Consider the following 23,224-nt stretch of genomic DNA (forward strand, 5'->3'; position numbering starts at 1 on the left):
AACCCTAAGCAGCCGTTACCGCAGCAACGGATATGCACTCAATCAACAAAACCCACATCACAAGACCGTCATCGCGAGCCGGCTCACCCCCACAACCACCTACACCCGAAACGCATTGATCAACTGCTTGAGCTGCACCACCTGCGCAGACAACTCACGACTGGCATCTTCCGTCTGGTGCGCCCCTTCAGCGGTACGTTCACCCGCGCGGTTGATCTCGACAATGTTCTGGTCAATGTCATGGGCCACCGCCGTCTGTTGCTCCACGGCCGCGGCGATCTGTTGGTTCTGGTCGACGATCATGCCAACCGCTCCGAGGATATTCTCCAAGGCCTGCTGGACCTTTTCCGACTGACCGACCGTGCCGTTGGCCATCTCATGGCTGGTGCCCATCGCCTTCACCGCCGCCCCCACGCCACCGTGCAGGCGGGTGATCATCGCTTCGATTTCCTCGGTCGATTGCTGGGTCCGCTTGGCCAGGGTCCGCACTTCATCGGCCACCACCGCAAAACCCCGGCCCTGTTCACCGGCCCGGGCCGCCTCGATGGCGGCGTTGAGCGCCAGCAGGTTGGTCTGCTCGGCAATGCTCTTGATGACATCCAACACCCGGCTGATGGCCTGGCTGTCGGTCGCCAGTTGATTGATCACCTGCACCGACTGATCGATCTCGCTGGCCAACCGGGCAATGCTGCCCTGCTGGGATTCCACCAGGCCGCGGCCGCTCAGGGTTTCATCGTTGACGCTATGGGCGCTGCTGACCGCTGCCGCGGCACTGCGGGCCACTTCCTGGGCCGTGGCCGACATCTGGTTCATCGCCGTCGCGACCAGTTCGATCTGGCTGCGTTGTCCGGCAACAGCCTGGTTGCTCTGGGCCGACACCGTTTCCACCTGCCCGGCCTGGCGCTCGACTTCCGCGACGGTACGCCCGACCTGTTCGATCAAGTCATGGATTTTCGCCACGGTGCCGTTGAACACCTCGCCCAACTCGCCCAGCTCGTCCTTGCTGCGGGCGACGAAATTGACCGTCATGTCCCCGGCAGCCACCTTGTCCATCATCAGGCCCAGGTGTTGAAGGGTGGTGCGGGTCGAGGCGTAGAAACCGGCGTACAGGTAGAAGATCAGCAGGAACACCGCGGCCAATGCCACGGCTTGCAACACCATGTGGCTGCGGTTCTGCTCCAGGCGATGCTGCAACTGGACCCCGAGAAAGTCCTGGGTCGCCTCATTCAGCCGGTACGTCTGCGCCATCAGGCCGCTGACCTGCTCATAGAACGCCGGCCACGGCGCATCGAGGGTATCGGCCATGACCACCTGTTCTTCGATCAGCTCACTGGCCTTCTTGAGGCTGGCCTTGCTGCCGTTGGCCTGCTCGGCCAAGGCTTGCCCGGCCGCCTGGCTGGCGCCCAGGGTGTCCTGCAGTTTCACCTCGTATTCGCCCTGGAGCTTTTCGATCTGCGCCAGCAATTCATCGAAGCGGGTACTGGACGCCGAATTGAGAAACCCCAACCCCAGCGACGAAGCCCCCAGCGCCCGGCCTTCGCCGAGGATCTGGGTGACTTTCGGGGTCATGCCGACGATCAATTCGCTGAGCTGGCGAATGTCGCTCTGGTTGTCGCGGCTCAACCCCGCCTGGCTGGCAATGATCTGGCTGAACGTCTGCGCACTGTTGAGCAGCTTGCCGATCAGCGCACTCTTGCTCTGCAAGGAGCTTTCCGCCTGCTGGGCCTTGAATGCGGCAATCATTTCGTCGCGCTTGGCATCGAAGGCGTTGACCTGCTCGGGCTCGACCGCCATCGCGGTCATGCCTTGCAGCCGCGCGAGGACCTGTTGTTCGAGGGTGCCGATCTTCGCCTCCACGTCGCCGGCCTTGCCGGACTGCCCGAGGCTGGCGTTGATCTGCACCAGGTTGTTCAGGGTTTCCAGGTCTCGGCGCAGGGCCAGGCTGCTGGCCAACAGGTCGAGGCTTTGCAGCTCCACCTGGGTGCCCTGAAACTCCCGATAGGAATCGCGTACCAGAAAAAAGTTGGTCACCAGCATCGGCACCAGGAACAACACACTGATCAGGCTGAACTTCATGCCGAAGCTCAGGCGGTTCATCAGCGCGACAGCGGGCCAGAGCAAACTCTTCACAAGGAAGCCTCCCGGGAATGTTCTTATTGTTATGGCTGGCGCACAGAGACAGCAGAAAGCCACCATTCGGGGCGCTGTCCCTATATAGCCTAAATCGGCGGGGAGATTTGTAACTTAAGGTTAACGAGTCACAGGGGACGCTGAGCACTGTGACTAGGACGCTTGTTCCCGCTCGGGCGCCAGGCGGACGCCGTCTTTGGGGAGGTGCTTCGCACCTCAGCGGGAGCAAGCTCCCTCGCCACGAAAATCATGCACCCCACATCATTTACACAGGTCAGGCCAGCACCGTCCACAATGCGAACCCGGCATACCAGAGCACCGCCGCGCGCAGCAGCAATTCCCAGAGCCGATCCAGGCTGTTGATGCCGTCCGGCCCGGCCATGGGCTTGGGGATCTCGCCGGCCACCAGGCCGACCTTGTCGATCAGGTCGGCGGCGCTGATGTTCCAGTTCAACAGTTCGTGCAACATCACCCGGCTGACCGCGACGAAGTTGCCCACCAGGGCGAAGCTCGCCGCGAGCAGCCGCACCGGCACCCAATCGAAGGCGTGGCGCAGTTGCCCGGCACGCTCGGCGACGCCGGCGTTGTGACTGTGTTCGGCGGCCAGTGCCAGCAGGCGGTAGCTGAGCGCCGCGACCGGGCCCAGCAAGAAGTACCAGAAGATCACCGCAAAAAAGCTCTGGTAGGCCTGCCACAGCAGATGCCCCTGGACCCGCTCCAGCAGTTGGTCACCGTCGTCGGCTTCAATGTCCAGGTCTCGCTTGGCCACATGGGTGGCCGCTTGCAGATCCTCGCGACGCCAGGCATCGCGAAACGGCCCGAGGTCGGCCAGCAGATCGCCGCGCCCCAGGCTGTAGATCACCACCAGCAAGTGCACCGGCAGCGCTAGCAAGCCATAGGCCACCGGCTCCAGCACCCACAGCAGCAATGCCAGCAACGCCACCGGCAGCAGCACCATCACGACCAACACCAACCACGGCCGATTGACCCAGCGCGGCCTTGCCTCAAGCTTGTTCAGCTCTTGCAGCCAACCGCCATCGCGCTGGACCCGCTGACGCAGGGCCGAGAACTTCTCGATCCACACCGCCAGCAGCAACACCAGAAAACTCATTGTCCTTCCCCTTCTGTCAGGGCCGCACGATAGCGCGCCCAGTCAAATGCCGGTCCCGGATCGGTCTTGCGTCCCGGGGCAATGTCGCTATGTCCGCAGATGCGTTGCACCGTGATCGCACTGAAAGCCGCTTGCAACTGCCGGGTCAACGCCACCAGGGCCGCGTACTGCGCGTCGGTAAAGGGCAGATCATCGGTGCCCTCCAACTCGATGCCCAAGGAAAAATCATTACAGGTCTCTCGCCCCTCGAAGCACGAGACGCCCGCATGCCACGCCCGGTCCAGGCAAGAGACAAACTGGGTGACGGCGCCGTCACGTTCGATCAAAAAATGTGCAGAGACCCGCAGGTCGGCGATACCGGCAAAGTAAGGGTGCTCCGTGACATCCAGGCGATTCTGGAAGAATTGCTGCACCTTGCCCGTCGCGAATTGAGCCGGTGGCAAGCTGATGTTGTGGATCACCAACAGGGAGATCTCGCCCTCGGGGCGCGCATTGAAGTTGGGCGAAGGGCAATGACGCACGCCCTCGCACCAACCGCTCGCGGAGTCCAACTGCATACAGGTTCCTTCGAAGACGACGGTGGATGCCGTCAGTATGCCGTGATCGGCCCGCGCTGCGCGATCACTTGCCGCGATTGAGCTGGCGCAGGTTGCCTAGCACCGATTCCAGCGCCCGGTCGAACAACAACGTGTCGTCCAACAGGCGCGCCGCCCCCCGACGAAACTCCAGGGCCAGGCTGGTGCGGCTGTGCTCCAGCACCTTGAGGCCGGTGCGGTTGACGAAGATGTACTGGCCGGTGGCCTCGATGATCGCCGCCAGCTTGCAGCGCAGGGTGTTGTCATCCTCTTCCTGGAACTCGACCCAGTTGCCCAGGCGCAGTTGATCGACCTGGATCAGCCCCACGTCATCGGCTGGCAAGCGCACCGCCGCGCTGTCCCCCGTGCCTTTATGGGCGGTGCGCAAGACGATTTTCTCCGCCACCTCGACCATGACCGGCGAATCCGCCGACGAAGCCTGCGTCTGTGCTTGCCCCATCCGCTCAAGGGCCTGGACGTGCAAGACCTCCAGTTCGCTGAAAAACTCGCTGGTGGCAAACGGGTCGAACGCCGAGCGACTCAGCCCCTCGCGCAAAGCCTTGAGCAACTCCGGTACCATCGCCAGCAAACGCAGGCCGGCATCGGGTTCGTCGTGGGGTTGGACACTCCAGATCAACCGCTCCAGGGTCAGGACGTCGGCCTGCCACTCGGCCGAATACTTGCCATGCTTGAAACAAGTCAGCAGGAGCACCTGGCTCCAGGCCTGCAGGACGAACTCCACCACGGCCTGGGGCAAGACTTTGCCCAGCATCACCTGGTTCAGCGCGCCCTCGACCCGCAAGCGTGCCAGCTCGGCCTTGGCGCGTCCTTCCTCGGCATCGCGGATGCGCTGTTCGAGCAGCTCGCTGCGGCGGCGCTCGTCACTGGTGAAGGCGAGGAAATCGGCGAGCAGTTCGGAAAAGATCGCCGGGTCATCGACGTAATCGTTCAACAGGCGTTGCACCACCTGCTCGATACGCAGGTAGAGCGCGTCGCGCTGATGATCGTCGCAATCGCCCCAGCCCATGGCCGCGGCGGCAATTTCGTTGAGCAACCGCCGGGCAGGATGGTTGCCGCGGCTGAAGAAACTCTTGTCCTGCACCGCGACCTTGAGCATCGGGATCTGCAGGCGGCCGATCAGGGCCTTGAAGGAATCCGGCAGGTTGTGGTCGTCGAGGATGAACTCGAACATCATCGAGATCAGGTTGATGACGTCTTCATCCGCGTCTTCGACCACCCGGGACTTGCCGCTGCGGACACTGACCCGCGTCAGCAACTGCTCCAGCTGGCTGCGCAGGTCGAATTCGTCCTGGACGGTGGGCGCGTACTGCTGCAAATGGGACAGCAGTCGCAGCAGGTCGCGAGTGGAGATCGGCTGGGCCGGCGCGCTGGCTTCCAGGGTCGGCGCCACGCTGCCGCGCACCTGCATCAACAGCTTCTGCAACGCCGCGAACACCTCCTGCACACTGTCATCGACCTCGGCCGACCTGGGCTTGGCCATCGCATCGGCCTTGGGCCGTGGGGGCTCGTCGAGACGATCCGACGCGCGCCGTGACGGCGCGGCCTTGAGCTCCGGCAGGATACCGGTGGCCGCCAGCAACTGGTTGGCTTCGGCGTAGAGCGGGTCGCACTCGCTGAGCACATAGCGTTCGAAAAGCTTGAGCAGGATCAGCTTGACCTTGATCCCCACGCCCAGGTTGCGCCCGGCTTGCAGGAAGTTCTCACACAGCAGCGCGGGGCTCAGGGGGTTTTGCGGGTTGCCCAGCGGCCGGGCCAGCAACGCACTGAGCCGGGCGGTCAATTGTTCGAGCGCCAGGCCATCACGCTTGAGCACCCGGGTGACCATGGCCTCGACGGCCAGGTGTCGCTCCAATTCGTCTTGAGAAAGCTGGGGCGAGGCGCTGCAAGCCTGGATGGGCGCGAGGGTGGCCTGGGTGACGTCGTATTGGGCAAGGCTGACGAAGGCCTCGAAGAACTGCTCGATGAATTCACGTTCGATGCTTTTGCGCTTCAGGCGCAGGTCGCGCATGGCTTCGAAGAACAGGTTCTGCTCGATGTCGTCGCGTGCCCGGTCGGCCATTTCAAACAGGGTGTCGTCGGCGTTATCGAACAGCCCTTGCAGGCCCACGCGCAACTGCTGCGCGGCCTTGTCGCGAACCTGAAGCAGAATCACCGGCAGGCGCGGGAGCGGCGAACGATTCGCCTGATCGGCAGATACCTTGTGTAAAGGCACTACATTCCCGTCATTGTGCATCCTGGCCTCCTGGAACGGTGGTCTTCGGCTGGCGACGTCAAAGACATGACGTCAATCGAAAGGCGGATTATCGACCAAAAGAACGGTGTCGCACCAGAGGGTGCTGTGATCCCGCTCGAAATACCGCGCATCAAGTGACCCGAGAAACGCGTAAACGTTGCGAAGACGCGACCAAATGCAGGTTTGATTAGGCGCAGTCGCCTGCCAGCGCCTTGGGTTCGTTCATGGCCTGGCCCTATAATCGGACCACTTTGTTTGTGGAGCCTGTTATGCCGAATCTACGTCTCGCCGATCTGACCGTTGAAATCGAAGCCAATGTGCGCCGTGCGTTGCTCGAAGACATCGGCAGCGGCGACATCACCGCGCAACTGATCCCCGCCGAACGCCTGGCCAAGGCCACCATCATCACCCGCGACGCCGCCGTCATCAGCGGCACGGCCTGGGTCGATGCCGTGTTCCGGCAACTGGACCCGCGCGTCGCGGTGCATTGGCAGGTGCGCGACGGCGACCGGGTGAGCCCCGACCAGGCGCTGTTCCACCTCGAAGGCCCGGCGCGCTCGCTGCTGACCGGCGAGCGCAGCGCGCTGAACTTCCTGCAGATGCTCTCGGGCGTCGCCACGCGGGCCCGCTACCTGGCCGATTTTGTCGCCGACACCCAGGTCAAGCTGCTGGACACCCGCAAAACCCTGCCCGGGCTGCGCCTGGCGCAGAAGTACGCAGTCACCTGCGGCGGCTGCCACAACCACCGCATCGGCTTGTACGACGCCTTCCTGATCAAGGAAAACCACATCGCCGCCTGCGGCGGGATCGCACAGGCCATTGCGGCCGCCCACAAGATCGCCCCGGGCAAACCGGTGGAGGTCGAAGTGGAAAGCCTGGCGGAATTGAAGGAAGCGCTGGCGGCCAATGCCGACATCATTATGCTCGACGAACTGAGCCTGGACGACATGCGTGAAGCCGTGCGCCTGAACGGCGGCAAGGCGAAGCTGGAGGCCAGCGGCGGGATCAACGAAAGCACATTGCGCCCGATTGCCGAGACCGGGGTGGACTACATCTCGATCGGAGCGATGACCAAGGATGTGAAGGCTGTGGACCTGTCGATGCGGCTCAGTCTCTGAGCAGCTTCAAGCCGCAAGCTACAAGCTGCAAGCTGCAAGCTGTTCCGTGCTTGGCTTGTAGCTTGTAGCTTGTTGCTAAACGACTAGATTATTCATCTCGCAGTACTCATCCCACTCCACTCCCAACACCTCGGCCGCCTCCTTGTGCAATGCAAGGCGCTGCGCCTCGAATTCTTCAGGTGTGCTGGTGTACTTGAGCGTCAACTCCCAAGGTTGCAGCCCCTGGGCTTCGGCCTCGTCCTCGAACGCCCATTGGAGCTGGTCTTTCTGCTCGTCAGCGCTCAGGTTCTTGATTTCTTCCAGTAACTGAGGCGTGTCCAGGGCGTATTTGCGCAGTGCTTCTTCGTGTCTGGCTTCTTGCGTCAGTTCTTTAGCGGTCATGTCGTTCTCGTTGATCGGAGGAATGGAGGATGGATCTGGATCATCAAGGATCTCTCTGCCGCAGAAAACCGTTAGAAGCCCGGTTTACCTGGCCTTCAGAACCATTCGGGGATCATCTGAAAACTGCTGGGCGATCTTCGTGCCGGGACGAATATAGGACGTTTTGCCGACGATTTACACGGCTCTTTACATCTGCCCTACAAAACATAGGCCATAAACGCGGAGATAAGCTGGGAACAACCATCAGAATTTCCAGTCATAGCGATGTGCCATGTCGGCACCTCACAAGGAACCCAGTGATGCGCAGCTTTTGCATTTTGCCTTCATTTCACGTCGGCGTTGCCACCCTGTTGCTCGGCAATATGATCCTGGCAGGCACAGCCCAAGCAGCTGTCGAAACCGACTCTGGTTACACATTGCCCTCCGATACCATTCCAGCCCTGCGCAGCTCATTCAACAAGGACTTGCTCTTCAAGACCAATATCAGCGTCGGCGTTCTGGAAGAACTGCCAAAAAATGTAAAGGCCAACACCACTGAACTGGAGGAGCAGAAACGCACCCTCACCGAGCAAGCCCGCCAGATTGAAGAACTCAAGCGCAGCGGTGGCTCGAGCTCCAGTTCGAGCAACAAGGAAATCGAAGAACTCAAGCGTACCGTCAAGGAACAGGAGCAAGACCTGCGCGACCTTGGCGAGCAGGTGGAAGACCTCAAGCGCAACAGCGGTTCCAGTTCGAACTCGAACAGCAGTGAAATCTCGACGCTTAAACGGGAGTTGAGTGATCAGGATCGGGAAATGGACCAGCTCAAACGCACGGTCGAGGAACTGAGCAGGAAGGTGAAGTAGCGAGGGTAATCGTGCCCGAGACAGGAATCGAACCTGCGACCTTCGCGTTACGAGTGCGCTGCTCTACCGACTGAGCTACACGGGCGGTGGCTAAACCTAGCATCGTCCCCTGTAGCCAGGCAACCGGCGCCGGAAGATTTTTCGACCCACAGCAAAACGCCCCGAACCAGTCGGGGCGTTTGCTTGTTCAGCGGTCAGGCGCGGGGGTGATTAAACGCCCGATGCCTTGGCTGCTGCGACGTCCTTGATGGACAGCTTGATACGGCCGCGGTTGTCCACGTCCAGCACCAGCACTTCCACTTCCTGGCCTTCCTTGAGGATGTCGGTCACTTTCTCGACGCGAGCATCGCTCAGCATGGAGATGTGAACCAGACCGTCCTTGCCCGGCAGGATGTTGACGAAGGCGCCGAAGTCGACGATGCGCTCGACCTTGCCGACGTAGATCTTGCCGATCTCGGCTTCTGCGGTAATGCCCAGGACGCGCTGGCGAGCTGCTTCTGCCGCTTCCTTGGTTTCGCCGAAGATCTTGATCGAACCGTCGTCTTCGATGTCGATCGAAGCCTTGGTTTCTTCGCAGATCGCACGAATGGTCGCGCCGCCTTTACCGATAACATCACGGATTTTGTCGGTGTCGATCTTCATCGCGATCATGGTCGGAGCGTTTTCCGACAGCTCGGTACGGGACTGACCGATGATCTGGTTCATCTGACCGAGGATGTTCAGGCGAGCTTCCAGGGCCTGGCCCAGGGCGATCTCCATGATTTCTTCGGTGATGCCCTTGATCTTGATGTCCATCTGCAGTGCGGTGACGCCTTTGGCGGTACCGGCCACTTTGAAGTCCATGTCGCCCAGGTGGTCTTCGTCACCCAGGATGTCGGTCAGGACGGCAAACTTCTCGCCTTCTTTAACCAGACCCATGGCGATACCGGCAACCGGTGCCTTCATCGGCACACCGGCGTCCATCAGGGCCAGGGAAGCGCCGCAGACCGAAGCCATCGAGCTCGAACCGTTGGACTCGGTGATTTCCGATACCACGCGAATGGTGTACGGGAACACGTCGGCAGCCGGCAGCATGGCCTGGACCGAACGACGCGCCAGGCGACCGTGACCGATTTCGCGGCGACCGGCGCCACCCATGCGACCACACTCGCCGACCGAGAACGGTGGGAAGTTGTAGTGCAGCATGAACGGGTCTTTCTTTTCGCCTTCCAGGGTGTCCAGCAGTTGCGCGTCACGGGCGGTACCCAGTGTTGCAACGACCAGGGCCTGGGTTTCGCCACGGGTGAACAGCGCCGAACCGTGGGTCTTTGGCAGCACGCCGACTTCGATGTTCAGCGGACGTACGGTGCGGGTGTCGCGACCGTCGATACGCGGCTTGCCGTTGACGATGTTTTCGCGAACGGTGCGGTATTCGATCTCACCGAAAGCGGCTTTGACTTCAGCGGCGGACGGCTGGCCTTCTTCGCCGGACAGCTTGGCGACGACCTGGTCCTTCAGCTCGCCCAGGCGCGCGTAGCGGTCAGCCTTGACGGTGATGGTGTAGGCCTGGGAGATCGCATCGCCGAATTCGGCACGGATCGCGCCCAGCAGCTCGGTGGCTTCGGCTTGCGGAGCCCAGCTCCAGGTTGGCTTGGCGGCTTCGGCGGCCAGTTCCTTGACGGCGTTGATCACCACCTGGAACTCGTCGTGGGCGAACAGGACAGCGCCCAGCATCTGGTCTTCGGTCAGTTCCTTGGCTTCGGATTCAACCATCAGCACGGCTTCGGAAGTACCGGCAACGACCATGTCCAGGCTCGAGGCCTGCAGTTGCTCGTAGGTTGGGTTCAGCAGGTAGCCGGTGCTTTCGTGGAACGCTACGCGGGCAGCGCCGATCGGGCCATCGAAAGGAATGCCGGAGATGGCCAGGGCAGCCGAGGTACCGATCATCGCAGCGATGTCCGGATCGGTCTTCTTGCTGGTGGACACGACGGTGCAGACAACCTGCACTTCGTTCATGAAGCCTTCTGGGAACAGCGGACGGATCGGGCGGTCGATCAGTCGGGAAGTCAGGGTTTCTTTCTCGGAAGGACGGCCTTCGCGCTTGAAGAAACCGCCAGGGATCTTACCGGCAGCGTAAGTCTTTTCCTGGTAGTGGACAGACAGAGGGAAGAAGCCCTTGCCTGGATCGGCTTGCTTGGCACCGACAACGGTCACCAATACGCTGACGTCGTCGTCAACGGTGACCAGCACTGCGCCGGAGGCCTGACGGGCGATACGGCCAGTCTCGAGGGTAACGGTCGACTGACCGAACTGGAATTTCTTGATTACCGGGTTCACGGTGTCCTACCTTCTTTGTGGCTCTTGGGGAACTTGTCTTCTTGCGAAATTCTTGGGCAGCGCGGGGAATCGGCCCAACCACTGTCCAGATAAAACTTGAGGCTGGAAGCCTGCCCATTGCCGACGCAAGGCGCGGGCAACCGACAGACAACCAACCTCATAGCGCAATCGCTGATTAGCGACGCAGGCCCAGGCGGCCGATCAAGGTGCTGTAACGATTAACGTCTTTGCCCTTGAGGTAGTCCAGCAGCTTACGACGCTGGTTTACCATGCGGATCAGACCACGACGGGAGTGGTGGTCTTTACCGTTGGCCTTGAAGTGACCTTGCAGTTTGTTGATGTTGGCGGTCAGCAGTGCAACTTGCACTTCTGGCGAACCAGTATCACCAACAGCCTGCTGGTAGTCGGTCACGATCTGAGCTTTTTCTTCAACGCTGAGTGCCATGTGGCTTTCCTCTTGTGAGGTACCGTTTCCAGGGAAACCGTACCAACAGGCCAGGGACAAATCCCTGTATCTATAAATGAGTCGTGACCGTGCCTGTTAACAGCCACACTCGCCCGCCTGCTGTTACCCAGGCGGGTTCCGGTCATTCCGACCGAATCAATCGACGCGGCGCAATGCGCCCGTCTTCGCTCACTTCACCGATACCGATGAAGCGACCGTTGTGATCCTGTACCCGGACCATGCCGAACTTCGGCGCATCCGGGGCACGTACTGGCTGGCCGTTGAGCCAGTAGAACGCACTGTGTTCCGAGAACTGCAGCAGCGGCCAATCCAGCAGACCGCTGTCCGATGGCATCAGGAAGCGGTCGACCGCTTCGTTGCCGCCTTCGGCATGCACGGCCTCGAGCTCTTCCAGCGTGACCGTCTGGGCCAGCGTGAAAGGACCGGCCTGGGTCCGCCGAAGCTCTGCCACGTACGCACCACAGCCCAATTGCTCGCCAATATCCTCGACCAGCGTGCGGATATAGGTGCCTTTGCTGCAATCCACGGCCAGCCGCGCAGTATTACCGTCGAAGGCCAGCAATTCCAAGCGCGCAATAGTAACAGAACGCGGTTCGCGCTCCACTACTTCGCCTGCACGGGCCAGTTTGTACAACGGTTGCCCATCACGCTTCAAGGCGGAGTACATCGGCGGTATCTGACTGATTTGCCCACGAAAACCTGGCAGCACAGCTTCGATATCAGCCTGACCAACGGTCACCGGACGCTCGCGCAGAACCTCACCTTCGGCATCCGCGGTGGTGGTGGTCTTGCCCAATTGCGCCAGAGTTTCATAACCCTTGTCGGAATCGAGCAGGTACTGGGAGAACTTGGTCGCCTCGCCAAAGCACAGCGGCAGCACGCCGGTGGCCAGTGGGTCGAGGCTGCCGGTGTGCCCGGCCTTCTCGGCGTTGAGCAACCAGCGAACCTTCTGCAGTGCCGCATTGGAGGTAAACCCCAGCGGCTTGTCGAGCAGGATGATGCCGCTGACGTTGCGGCGGATACGTTTGACCTGGGCCACCGATTACTCCTTGGAGTCTTCGGGTTCAGCCGCGTGCTGGCTGTCTTCAGCCACCGCGCGTTCGATCAGCGCCGACAGGTGCGCGCCCCGCACGACGCTTTCGTCGTAGTGGAAGTGCAACTGTGGAACGCTGCGCAGCTTCATTTCACGGGCCAACTGCATGCGCAGGAAACCAGCGGCGGAGTTGAGCACCTTGATGCTCTGGGCGATTTCCTCGGCACCGTCCTGGCCCATCACGGTAATGAAAATCTTCGCATGACCGACGTCACGGCTGACTTCCACTGCGGTAATGGTGACCAGGCCGACACGCGGGTCCTTGACTTCGCGGCGGATCAACTGGGCCAGCTCGCGCTGCATCTGATCGCCGATTCGTTGGGTACGGCTGTATTCTTTTGCCATGTCTTGTTACCTGTTACTGCCCTACGGGAAACCCGCAAGGTCTGAAAGCGGCAAACGCCCGGCCTGGCGAAAGCCAGACCGGGCGTTGCGTTTAGAGTCCGCCAGCGCGGCAGCGCATGTTCATGCGGCTGCCCGTTGCGGCTCTTGAAGTACGCGAGTCAGAGGCTGCGAGCAACCTGGACCTTCTCGAAGACTTCGATCTTGTCGCCGACCTTGACGTCGTTGTAGCTCTTGACGCCAATACCGCACTCCATGCCGGCACGGACTTCGGAAGCGTCATCCTTGAAGCGACGCAGCGATTCCAGCTCGCCTTCGAAGATCACGATGTCTTCACGCAGTACACGGATCGGACGGTTACGGTGAACGACACCCTCGATCACCATGCAACCGGCGATGGCACCAAACTTCGGCGAACGGAACACGTCGCGAACTTCGGCCACGCCCAGGATGTTCTCCCGCACGTCGCTGCCCAGCATACCGGTCAGGGCTTTCTTGACGTCTTCGATGATGTCGTAGATCACGTTGTAGTAACGCATATCCAGACCTTCCTGCTCGACGATCTTGCGCGCGCCGGCATCGGCACGCACGTTGAAGCCGAACAGTACCGCGTTGGAAGCCAGGGCCAGGTTGGCATCGGACTCGGTGATACCACCGACACCGCCGCCGACCACGCGCACTTGCACTTCGTCGTTGCCCAGGCCGTTGAGAGCGCCTTGCAAGGCTTCCAGGGAACCACGGACGTCGGATTTGAGGACGATGTTGAGCGTCTTCTTCTCTTCCTGGCCCATGTTCTCGAAGATGTTTTCCAGCTTGCCGGCATGTGCGCGAGCCAGTTTGACTTCGCGGAACTTGCCTTGACGGAACAGCGCGACTTCACGGGCCTTCTTCTCGTCAGCCACAACGCTCATCTCGTCGCCAGCGTCCGGGGTGCCGTCCAGGCCGAGGATCTCGACCGGGATAGCCGGACCGGCTTCCTTGATGGGCTTGCCGTTCTCGTCGAGCATGGCGCGCACGCGGCCATAGTTCGAACCAACCAGCACCATGTCGCCCTGACGCAGCGTACCGTCCTGAACCAGGACCGTCGCCACCGGACCGCGGCCCTTGTCCAGGCGCGATTCAACTACCACACCACGGCCAGGGGCCGATGGAGTGGCGGTCAGTTCGAGCACTTCGGCCTGCAGCAATACCGCTTCGAGCAATTCGTCGACGCCGGTACCCATCTTCGCCGAAACCGGTACGAACGGGGTGTCGCCGCCCCACTCTTCGGAGGTCACGCCGTGAGCCGACAATTCGCTACGGATGCGATCCAGGTCAGCACCCGGCTTGTCGATCTTGTTCACCGCAACCACCAGCGGTACGCCAGCAGCCTGGGCATGCTGAACGGCTTCGATGGTTTGCGGCATCACGCCGTCGTCCGCCGCGACCACCAGGATCACGATGTCGGTCGCCTTGGCACCACGGGCACGCATTGCGGTAAACGCGGCGTGACCCGGGGTGTCGAGGAAGGTGACCATGCCGCGTTCGGTTTCAACGTGGTACGCACCGATGTGCTGGGTGATGCCGCCGGCTTCGCCCGCAGCTACCTTGGCACGACGGATGTAGTCGAGCAGCGAGGTCTTACCGTGGTCAACGTGACCCATGACAGTCACGACCGGCGCACGTGGAACCGCTTCACCTTCGAACTTCAGGGACTCGGCCAGGGAATCTTCCAGGGCGGTGTCGCTGACCAGGGTCACTTTGTGGCCCAGTTCTTCAGCAACCAGCTGGGCAGTTTCCTGGTCCAGTACCTGGTTGATGGTGGCCGGGGTACCCAGCTTGAACATGAACTTGATGATTTCAGCAGCCTTGACCGACATCTGCTGGGCCAGGTCGCCCACGGTGATGGTCTCGCCGATCTTCACTTCACGCACGACAGGGCCGGTCGGGCTCTGGAAACCGTGGGCGTTGCGTTTCTTCAGCTTGGCCTTGCCGCGACCGCCGCGACGGAAGCCATCGCTTTCTTCGTCGGTGGTACGTGGCGCAACACGAGGTGCCGGCGCCTTTTCCTTGACCGAGGCACGGTGAGGCGCGTTCTTGCGCTCGCCATCACCACCGCCACCGCCACGACGGTTGTCGTCGGCACGTGGTTTGTCGGGACGACGCTGTTCGTCGCGCTTGCGGGTATCGGCCGCAGGTGCTGGAGCAGGCGCAACGACCGGCGCGCTTTCACGCACAGGTTCGGCCGCCGGGGCAGGTGCCGCAACGGCTTCGACCGGCTCCGGTTGCGCAGCAGCAGGCTGGCGACGCGCTTCTTCTTCGGCGCGACGCTTGGCTTCTTCTTCAGCCTTCTGGCGGGCAGCATTTTCTACTGCGCGACGTTCTTCCAGCTCGCGCTTGCGCTCGGCTTCGATTTCTTCCGGGCTACGCTGTACGAAGACTTTCTTCTTGCGTACTTCGACACTGATGCTTTTGCTACCGGCAACACGCAGGGTGCTGGTGGTCTTACGCTGCAGAGTGATCTTGCGTGGTTCTTCCACTTTAGCCTTGTGACTGCTCTTCAAGTGAGTCAGCAGGGATTGCTTCTCACTGTCGGTCACATGTTCCTCGGCGGCGGTGTGCGGCAGACCTGCCTCACGCATCTGCTGCAACAGGCGCTCTACCGGTGTTTTGACCTCATCGGCCAGTTGTTTCACCGTGACTTGCGTCATGCACTTCTCTCCTCAGGCCGCGCCTATTACTCGAACCAGTGGGCTCGGGCGGCCATGATCAACTTGCCGGCACGATCATCGTCAATGCCGTCGATGTCGAGCAGGTCGTCAATAGACTGCTCGGCCAGGTCTTCGCGGGTAATTACGCCGCGCACCGCCAGTTCCATCGCCAAATCCTTGTCCATGCCCTCAAGCGAGAGCAGGTCTTCGGCCGGATGGGCGTCTGCCAGCTTTTCCTCAGTAGCGATGGCTTTGGTCAACAAGCGATCCTTGGCCCGAGCGCGAAGCTCGTTGACGATTTCCTCGTCAAAGCCGTCGATGTTGAGCATCTCCTCCACCGGTACGTAGGCAATCTCTTCCAGGCTGGTAAAGCCTTCATCCACCAGCACCTGTGCCAGCTCTTCATCGACTTCAAGCTCTTCGATGAAGTTGCGCAGGATGTCGCCGGTTTCAGCTTGCTGCTTAGCCTGGATGTCCGATTCGGTCATCACGTTCAGGGTCCAGCCAGTCAACTGGCTCGCCAGACGCACGTTCTGACCGCCGCGACCAATGGCCTGAGCCAGATTGTCTGCGCCAACGGCGATGTCCATGGCATGGGCATCTTCGTCGACGATAATTGCCGCCACTTCAGCAGGCGACATGGCATTGATCACGAACTGAGCCGGGTTATCGTCCCACAGGACGATGTCCACACGCTCGCCGCCCAACTCGCCGGATACGGCCTGGACACGCGAACCGCGCATGCCGATGCAGGCGCCTTGCGGGTCGATGCGCTTGTCCTTGGAGCGGACCGCGATCTTGGCGCGCGAACCCGGATCACGGGAGGCGGCCATGACTTCGATCAGGCCTTCGGCAATTTCCGGCACTTCGATGCGGAACAACTCGATCAGCATTTCCGGCGCTGTACGCGACAGGATCAGCTGCGGGCCGCGGTTCTCGGTGCGGATTTCCTTGAGCAGCGCACGCAGGCGCACGCCGACACGGAAAGTTTCGCGGGAAATGATGTCTTCACGGGCCAGCAACGCTTCGGCGTTGTTGCCCAGGTCGACGATCACGTTGTCGCGGGTAACTTTTTTCACGGTGCCGGAGATGATTTCCCCGAGGCGCTCGCGGTAAGCGTCGACCACCTGTGCACGCTCGGCCTCGCGAACCTTCTGCACGATGACCTGCTTGGCGGTCTGTGCAGCAATGCGGCCGAACTCGATGGACTCGATCTTCTCTTCGACGACATCACCGACCTTGGCGCCCGGATGCGTTTGCGCAACCTTGCTCGGCCAGGTTTCGATAGCGGGATCGTCCAGGTCGGCTTCCTCGACGACCGTCCAGCGACGGAATGTCTCGTAGGCACCCGTGTGGCGATTGATCTCCACACGCAAATCAACTTCGTCTTCAAACCGCTTCTTGGTAGCAGTGGCCAGGGCCAGCTCCAGCGCTTCAAAAATCACGTTAGCCGGTACGCCCTTTTCATTGGATACCGACTCAACAACCAGCAGTACTTCTTTGCTCATCGTACGCCTCGCCTTTCGCAAGCCATTGGATCCGCGGGATCCGCAGTATCTGGCACGTATCAGTCAAAACTGGGAATAATGTTGGCCTTGTCGATCATATCGATCGGCAACAGGAACTCATGGTCATCTACCTGCACCACGACATCCTGTTCTTCTATACCGCGCAGAAGGCCTTGGAAGTTGCGTCGACCTTCGAAAGGCGAACGCAGCCTGATCTTCACTTGTTCACCGGCAAACGAAGCAAACTGTTCAAGGGTGAACAGCGGGCGTTCCATGCCAGGCGAGGAAACTTCAAGGGTATATTCGGAGGCGATTGGATCTTCAACATCCAGTACACCGCTGATCTGACGGCTGACGATGGCGCAATCGTCCACCAACACGCCGCCTTCCTTATCGATATAAACGCGCAACAGTGAGTGGCGACCTTGAGCCGAAAACTCAATACCCCAGCATTCATAGCCAAGGGCCACGACCACCGGGGCCAACAAGGCCTGCAACTGTTCTAGCTTGCTCGACACCTGAACCCCCTCGTGCATGTTTGTGCATGCTGTGCAAATAAAAAAAAATGGGCGAATCGCCCATCCCTGAAACGCCGTCAAGCAACGGCGCTATAAAGTGTCCAGCTAACAAAAAGCCCCTTGGAAGGGGCCTCTGAAACTGGTTGCGGGAGCCGGATTTGAACCGACGACCTTCGGGTTATGAGCCCGACGAGCTACCAGACTGCTCCATCCCGCGACAAAGCTGGGGCGGAAGTATACGACCGATCCATTACAGGGTCAATGTAACCCTTCCACCGACAAGAAAGCCCGCAATTGCGGGCTCTCCTGATAATTGGTACCGAGAAGGGGACTCGAACCCCTACACCCTATGGGCACAACCACCTCAAGGTTGCGTGTCTACCAATTCCACCACCTCGGCAATACAGCGTTTGAAACCTTCTTACTTCTGCTCTTGAGCTGGAGGCACGTCAGTCGCCGGATTGGCCGACTTTTGCTCTTGAAGCACCGGGACATCATCAGAAGCCGGTTGTTGCTTAGGTGTCTCCAGTACCGCTGGGTTTGGCAAACCTACTTGAGTCAGCTCATGAGCTTTCTCTTTAGCAAAGTAACCTAACCCCAAGCTGGTCATGAAGAAACCGGCGGCAAGTATAGCAGTAAACTTACTAAGAAAGGTAGAGGAACCTTGGCTTCCGAACACAGTATTTGAAGCACCTGCACCGAAAGACGCGCCAGCATCCGCACCTTTACCCTGCTGCAGCAATACGAGGGCTACTACACCCAGTGCACCCAGCAGATGAAAAACGACTACGACTGTTTCCAGCATTTTTTCAGTTTCCCGCGGCGCGACAGATCGCACCGAACTCATCTGCATTCAGGGACGCTCCACCAATGAGCCCCCCATCGATATCCGGCATGCCGAACAGTTCGACCGCATTGGCCGCCTTCACGCTGCCGCCGTATAGAAGTCGCGCACCTCGCGCCACTTCAGAATTCTCTGCCGCCAACTGCGCACGGATGGCTGCGTGCACATCCTGCGCCTGTTGCGGCGAAGCCGTCAGCCCGGTGCCAATGGCCCAGACTGGCTCGTAAGCGATGACTGCCTTTGCAAAAGCGCCGACACCCAGGTCTTCGATGATGCTGCCCAGCTGACGCCCGACAACTTCAAGAGTCTTGCCGGCTTCACGCTGCTCGAGGGTTTCCCCTACACACAACACCGGAGTCAGACCACACGCCTGGGCCGCTGCAAACTTGCGAATCAGGGTCTTATCCTGCTCGCCCATGATCAGGCGACGCTCGGAGTGTCCGACCAGGACCAGGGTACAACCTGCATCCACCAGCTGACTCGGCGCAACCTCACCGGTCAACGCACCTTGCATGGATTCCACCGCAGAGTTCTGCGCGCCGACCGAAATCGACTTGCCTTTCAAGCCATCAATCACTTGATTGATATACAAGCAAGGCGGGAATACCGCGACGTCAACACCGCTTGGCAAGGCCAGATGACGAAGGCCATTGATCAGCTCAGCGACGCTGGCGCGGGTACCGTGCATCTTCCAGTTACCAGCTACCATAGGGCGACGCATGCTGTACCTCGTCGGTCAAAGTGGGCGCAGATGTTACCCAACCGATTCATGACTGGCAAGCCGAATTCAGGCAGAAACTTCAGTAACCAGTTTTGCCAGCTCTTCGGCATAGCCTCGAACCTGTGCTTCGTCCTCGCCCTCGACCATGACACGCACCAAAGGCTCTGTACCGGACTTGCGCAGCAACACCCGCCCACGCCCCGCCATCGCCTGTGTCACGCGCTCGCTGGCCTGCTTGACCGTCGCGTGCTCGATCGGATTGGCGCCACCACCGAAACGCACGTTGATCAGCACCTGCGGACACTTGCGCAACGCCTGGCGCGACTGTGCGAGCCCTTCATCCCGCGCCTTGAGTGCCATCAGCACCTGCAAGGCCGCGATGATCGCATCACCGGTGGTGGTGTGATCGAAGCACACGATGTGCCCGGAATTCTCGCCACCGATCACCCAGTTGCGTTCCAGCAGCTCCGAGATCACATAACGATCGCCCACGTTGGCCCGCACGAACGGGATATCCAGGTCCGCCAGCGCCAGTTCGAGGCCGAGATTGCTCATCAATGTACCGACGACGCCGCCCTGCAGCTTGCCGCGCCCGTGCAGGTCGCGGGCGATGATGAACAACAACTCGTCACCATCGACCACCGTACCGGTGTGATCGACCATCAGTACCCGGTCACCATCGCCGTCGAAGGCGATACCGAGATCAGCCTGCTCGGCCAGCACCGCAGCCTGCAACGCCTCGGTATGGGTGGAACCACAGTTGTGGTTGATGTTCAGCCCATTGGGCTGGGCGGAAAGCACCACCACTTCAGCACCCAACTCTCGGAATACACTCGGCGCGACTTTATAGGTGGCCCCGTGAGCGCAGTCGACGATGATTTTCAGGCCGGCAAAACTGGTGCCGGTCGGCACACTGCCTTTACAGAATTCGATGTAGCGACCCGATGCGTCGTTAATCCGCGACACCTTACCGATCTTGCTCGACTCAACCACCGTCATCGGTGTGTCCAACAGTTCTTCGATCATCAGCTCGATGTCATCCGGCAACTTGGTGCCCTGGCCGGAGAAGAACTTGATGCCGTTATCGTCATGCGGGTTGTGCGAAGCACTGATCACGATCCCGGCCTGCGCCTGGAACGTACGCGTCAGGTAGGCGATGGCTGGCGTCGGCATCGGCCCCAGCAGCATCACATCGGCACCCGCCGAGGTCAGGCCAGCTTCGAGCGCCGATTCGAACATGTAGCCGGAAATACGCGTGTCCTTGCCAACCAACACCTTGCAGGCGCCCATCTTGCGGAACGCCATGCCGGCAGCCCAGCCGAGCTTGAGCATGAAATCCGGAGTAATCGGATATTCGCCGACCCGACCACGAATACCGTCGGTGCCAAAATATTTTTTGCTCATAAGTGCTCCGTCATTCTTATTCGGCTGAATCCACAGCTGCGATCATCCGTACAACATCCATCGTTTCGGCCACGTCATGGACGCGCAATATGCGCGCGCCCTTGGTCAGGGCCAAGGCAGCCAGTGCAAGACCGCCATACAGGCGCTCTCCCACCGGACGCCCCAATGCATTGCCTATCATGCTCTTTCGCGAAACCCCAACCAACAGGGGCCGCCCGAGCGCGTGCAATGCCTGCATATGCTTGAACAGGCTCAGATTGTGATCCAGTGTCTTGGCAAAGCCAAACCCGGGATCAAGGATGATTTTCTCGGCAGGGATGCCCACGGCGGCGCATTGGCTCATGCGCTGGGCCAGGAACTCACTCACCTCGCGGGCCACATCATCATAATGCGGGTCGTTCTGCATGGTGCCGGGCTCGCCGAGCATATGCATCAGGCAAACCGGCAGGCCGGTGGCCGCCGCCGCATCCAGGGCGCCATCGCGCTGCAGCGACCGCACATCGTTGATCAGGCCAGCGCCCAACCGCGCCGTCTCACGCATGACCGCCGGCGTGGACGTATCGACCGAGATAATGACATCGAGCTCACGGTGGATGCGCTCGACAATCGGCGCCACTCGCTCCAGCTCCTCGGTAGGCGAGACAGCCCGCGCACCCGGCCGGGTCGATTCGCCGCCCACATCGATCAGCGTGGCGCCCGCAAGCACCATTGCCTCGGAATGGCGCAACGCAGCATCGAGCTGGCTGAATCGCCCACCATCGGAAAAGGAATCAGGGGTGACATTGAGGATGCCCATGACATGCGCCTGGGCCAAATCAAGAACCCGGTTGCCGCAAGGCAACCGGGTCGAGGACTGAACAGAAGTCATTTCACGCCTTATACATCAGCAGCCGGACCGCCAATCGGTGTTTCCGGACGCTCGCCCTGGACCGCCGGCGGCGTACCGGAAGTACCGGTGCCTCCCGACCAGTCTCGTGGCTCACGAGGCACGCGCCCCGCCATGATGTCATCGATCTGCTCGGCATCGATGGTTTCGTACTTCATCAGTGCATCGGCCATGGCGTCGAGCTTGTCACGGTTGTCCGTGAGAATCTGCTTGGCGGTGCCGTAGCACTGATCGATGATGCTGCGCACTTCGGAGTCGATCAGCTTGGCCGTCTCGCCGGAAAAGCTTGCATGCTGGCCACTGCCACCACGGCCGAGGAACACTTCGCCCTCTTCTTCAGCGTACATCAGCGGCCCCAGCTTCTCGGAAAGCCCCCACTTGGTCACCATGTTCCGGGCAATCTGGCTGGCACGCATGATGTCGTTGGAGGCGCCAGTGGTCACACCGTCAAAACCCAATGTCATCTCTTCGGCGATACGACCGCCGTACAGCGAACAGATCTGGCTGATCAGCGCCCGCTTGGACAGGCTGTAACGATCTTCTTCCGGCAGGAACATGGTCACGCCCAGGGCACGACCACGGGGAATGATCGAGACCTTATAGACCGGGTCATGCTCGGGCACCACACGACCGACGATGGCGTGACCCGCCTCGTGGTAGGCCGTGTTCTGCTTTTCCTTCTCGGACATGACCATGGATTTGCGCTCTGCGCCCATCATGATCTTGTCCTTGGCCAGTTCGAATTCCTTCATTTCCACCAGGCGCTTGCCGGAACGAGCGGCAAACAGCGAGGCCTCGTTGACCAGGTTGGCCAGGTCGGCACCGGAGAAGCCAGGCGTACCACGGGCGATGACGGCCGGAGCGACATCGTCACCCATCGGCACCTTGCGCATATGGACCTTGAGAATCTGCTCACGACCACGAATGTCCGGCAACCCCACCACGACCTGACGGTCGAAGCGACCTGGACGCAACAGCGCAGGGTCCAGCACGTCGGGACGGTTGGTGGCGGCAATCACGATGATGCCATCGTTCATTTCGAAACCGTCCATCTCCACCAGCAACTGGTTGAGGGTCTGTTCGCGCTCGTCGTGACCGCCGCCCATGCCGGCGCCACGATGGCGACCGACCGCGTCGATTTCGTCGATGAAGATGATGCACGGCGCATGCTTCTTGGCCTGCTCGAACATGTCACGGACACGGCTTGCACCGACACCCACGAACATTTCCACGAAGTCGGAACCGGAAATCGTGAAGAACGGCACCTTGGCCTCGCCGGCAATCGCCTTGGCGAGCAGGGTCTTACCGGTACCTGGCGGGCCCACCATCAGCACGCCACGCGGGATACGGCCGCCCAGGCGTTGGAACTTGCCCGGGTCGCGCAGGAATTCGACCAGCTCGCCAACCTCTTCCTTGGCTTCATCGCAACCGGCGACGTCGGCCAGGGTGGTTTTCACCTGGTCTTCGGACAGCAGCCGGGCCTTGCTCTTGCCGAAGCTCATCGGCCCGCCCTTGCCACCGCCACCACCCTGCATCTGGCGCATGAAGAACATGAACACGGCGATGATCACCAGGATCGGGAAGCTGGCGACCAGCAGCTGGGTCCAGATGCTTTGCTGTTCAGGCTGCTTGCCTTCGACCACGACATGGTTGTCCACCAGGTCGCCGATCAGGCCATTGTCCTGGATCGCCGGACGAATGGTCTTGAAGCTGTCGCCGTCGGTGCGCTTGCCGGTAATCACATAGCCATCAACGGCTACGCGCTCGACCTTGCCATCCTTGACCTGCTGGATGAAGTCGGAATAGTTGAGGGTCTGCGGCTCGTTAGGGCTGGAGAAGTTGTTCATCACGGTCACAAGGACAGCGGCGATGATCAACCACAGGATCAGATTCTTTGCCATATCGTTCAATTAACTACCCTCTGAAGCAAGCTCCGCTACTGGCGCGCGCTTCGCATGATATTCACCGGCCTAACTTACTACATTACCTACGACTCTGGCAGGCGCCGTCTGTAACCCTTTG

The 23,224-nt window shown here is 60.6% G+C and carries 19 protein-coding genes and 3 tRNA genes; 3 read left to right on the forward strand and 19 right to left on the reverse strand.

Annotated elements, in window-relative coordinates:
• Positions 1 to 99: 99 nt before the first annotated feature.
• The 4 genes from VM99_20320 to VM99_20335 form a co-directional block, all read right to left on the reverse strand.
• Positions 100 to 2,130, reverse strand: coding sequence for a chemotaxis protein (locus tag VM99_20320; GenBank protein ID AKK00307.1), 2,031 nt, complete (start codon positions 2,128 to 2,130; stop codon positions 100 to 102).
• Positions 2,131 to 2,404: 274 nt separating this feature from the next.
• Positions 2,405 to 3,241 carry a membrane protein gene (locus VM99_20325; protein ID AKK00308.1) on the reverse strand — a complete coding sequence of 279 codons (837 nt, stop codon included), beginning with the start codon at positions 3,239 to 3,241 and terminating at the stop codon, positions 2,405 to 2,407.
• On the reverse strand, positions 3,238 to 3,798 hold the full coding sequence (locus tag VM99_20330) for an N-acetyl-anhydromuranmyl-L-alanine amidase (protein ID AKK00309.1): 561 nt from the start codon (positions 3,796 to 3,798) through the stop codon (positions 3,238 to 3,240). Before VM99_20330 ends, VM99_20325 begins: the two co-directional genes overlap by 4 nt.
• A 64-nt stretch (positions 3,799 to 3,862) precedes the next feature.
• Entirely contained in the window at positions 3,863 to 6,070 is a 2,208-nt protein-coding gene (locus VM99_20335) for a thymidine phosphorylase (protein AKK00310.1), read from the reverse strand.
• A 269-nt stretch (positions 6,071 to 6,339) separates the two neighbouring features.
• On the opposite strand from VM99_20335, the gene VM99_20340 reads away from it, so the two are divergent.
• Positions 6,340 to 7,188: a nicotinate-nucleotide pyrophosphorylase gene (locus VM99_20340; protein ID AKK00311.1), complete on the forward strand. Its 849-nt coding sequence runs from the start codon at positions 6,340 to 6,342 to the stop codon at positions 7,186 to 7,188.
• 75 nt (positions 7,189 to 7,263) lie between these two features.
• Here VM99_20340 and VM99_20345 read toward each other — a convergent pair whose 3' ends face one another.
• Complete coding sequence (locus VM99_20345; GenBank protein AKK00312.1) at positions 7,264 to 7,569, reverse strand: dephospho-CoA kinase; 306 nt, start codon at positions 7,567 to 7,569, stop codon at positions 7,264 to 7,266.
• A 299-nt stretch (positions 7,570 to 7,868) separates the two neighbouring features.
• Between VM99_20345 and VM99_20350 the strand changes: the two genes are divergently transcribed.
• On the forward strand, positions 7,869 to 8,414 hold the full coding sequence (locus VM99_20350) for a hypothetical protein (protein AKK00313.1): 546 nt from the start codon (positions 7,869 to 7,871) through the stop codon (positions 8,412 to 8,414).
• Positions 8,415 to 8,423: 9 nt separating this feature from the next.
• Here VM99_20350 and VM99_20355 read toward each other — a convergent pair.
• The 10 genes from VM99_20355 to VM99_20400 all read right to left on the reverse strand — a co-directional run bounded on the left by VM99_20355 (position 8,424) and on the right by VM99_20400 (position 17,747).
• Positions 8,424 to 8,499 (reverse strand) — tRNA-Thr (locus VM99_20355).
• A 125-nt stretch (positions 8,500 to 8,624) separates the two neighbouring features.
• Positions 8,625 to 10,730: a polynucleotide phosphorylase/polyadenylase gene (locus VM99_20360; GenBank protein ID AKK00314.1), complete on the reverse strand. Its 2,106-nt coding sequence runs from the start codon at positions 10,728 to 10,730 to the stop codon at positions 8,625 to 8,627.
• A 175-nt stretch (positions 10,731 to 10,905) separates the two neighbouring features.
• Entirely contained in the window at positions 10,906 to 11,175 is a 270-nt protein-coding gene (locus VM99_20365) for a 30S ribosomal protein S15 (protein AKK00315.1), read from the reverse strand.
• A gap of 142 nt (positions 11,176 to 11,317) precedes the next feature.
• Positions 11,318 to 12,235, reverse strand: a complete 918-nt coding sequence (locus tag VM99_20370) for a pseudouridine synthase (protein ID AKK00316.1) — start codon at positions 12,233 to 12,235, stop codon at positions 11,318 to 11,320.
• Between the two features lie 3 nt (positions 12,236 to 12,238).
• A complete protein-coding gene (locus VM99_20375) occupies positions 12,239 to 12,634 on the reverse strand; it encodes a ribosome-binding factor A (GenBank protein AKK00317.1) in 396 nt (131 codons plus the stop codon).
• A 158-nt stretch (positions 12,635 to 12,792) separates the two neighbouring features.
• A complete protein-coding gene (locus tag VM99_20380; GenBank protein ID AKK00318.1) occupies positions 12,793 to 15,321 on the reverse strand; it encodes a translation initiation factor IF-2 in 2,529 nt (842 codons plus the stop codon).
• 26 nt (positions 15,322 to 15,347) lie between these two features.
• A complete protein-coding gene (nusA, locus tag VM99_20385) occupies positions 15,348 to 16,829 on the reverse strand; it encodes a transcription elongation factor NusA (protein ID AKK00319.1) in 1,482 nt (493 codons plus the stop codon).
• 59 nt (positions 16,830 to 16,888) lie between these two features.
• Positions 16,889 to 17,347, reverse strand: a complete 459-nt coding sequence (locus VM99_20390; protein ID AKK01809.1) for a ribosome maturation protein RimP — start codon at positions 17,345 to 17,347, stop codon at positions 16,889 to 16,891.
• A gap of 140 nt (positions 17,348 to 17,487) precedes the next feature.
• Positions 17,488 to 17,564, reverse strand: a tRNA-Met gene (locus VM99_20395).
• A 97-nt stretch (positions 17,565 to 17,661) separates the two neighbouring features.
• Positions 17,662 to 17,747: transfer RNA gene (locus tag VM99_20400), tRNA-Leu, on the reverse strand.
• Between VM99_20400 and VM99_20405 the strand changes: the two genes are divergently transcribed.
• Positions 17,718 to 17,942: a hypothetical protein gene (locus tag VM99_20405; protein ID AKK00320.1), complete on the forward strand. Its 225-nt coding sequence runs from the start codon at positions 17,718 to 17,720 to the stop codon at positions 17,940 to 17,942. The two genes, VM99_20400 and VM99_20405, sit on opposite strands and share 30 nt — an antisense overlap.
• A 214-nt stretch (positions 17,943 to 18,156) precedes the next feature.
• On the opposite strand, the gene VM99_20410 is transcribed toward VM99_20405, so the two are convergent.
• From VM99_20410 to hflB, 4 genes are all read right to left on the reverse strand, one after another.
• Positions 18,157 to 18,912 (reverse strand): triosephosphate isomerase, encoded by a 756-nt coding sequence (locus tag VM99_20410; GenBank protein AKK00321.1) that lies wholly within the window; start codon positions 18,910 to 18,912, stop codon positions 18,157 to 18,159.
• Positions 18,913 to 18,978: 66 nt separating this feature from the next.
• Positions 18,979 to 20,316: a phosphoglucosamine mutase gene (glmM, locus tag VM99_20415; GenBank protein AKK00322.1), complete on the reverse strand. Its 1,338-nt coding sequence runs from the start codon at positions 20,314 to 20,316 to the stop codon at positions 18,979 to 18,981.
• A gap of 16 nt (positions 20,317 to 20,332) precedes the next feature.
• On the reverse strand, positions 20,333 to 21,184 hold the full coding sequence (gene folP, locus VM99_20420; protein AKK00323.1) for a dihydropteroate synthase: 852 nt from the start codon (positions 21,182 to 21,184) through the stop codon (positions 20,333 to 20,335).
• 8 nt (positions 21,185 to 21,192) lie between these two features.
• Positions 21,193 to 23,103 (reverse strand): ATP-dependent metalloprotease, encoded by a 1,911-nt coding sequence (hflB, locus tag VM99_20425; protein ID AKK00324.1) that lies wholly within the window; start codon positions 23,101 to 23,103, stop codon positions 21,193 to 21,195.
• Positions 23,104 to 23,224: the final 121 nt, after the last annotated feature.

Source organism: Pseudomonas chlororaphis (assembly GCA_001023535.1).
GTDB lineage: Bacteria > Pseudomonadota > Gammaproteobacteria > Pseudomonadales > Pseudomonadaceae > Aquipseudomonas > Aquipseudomonas chlororaphis_E.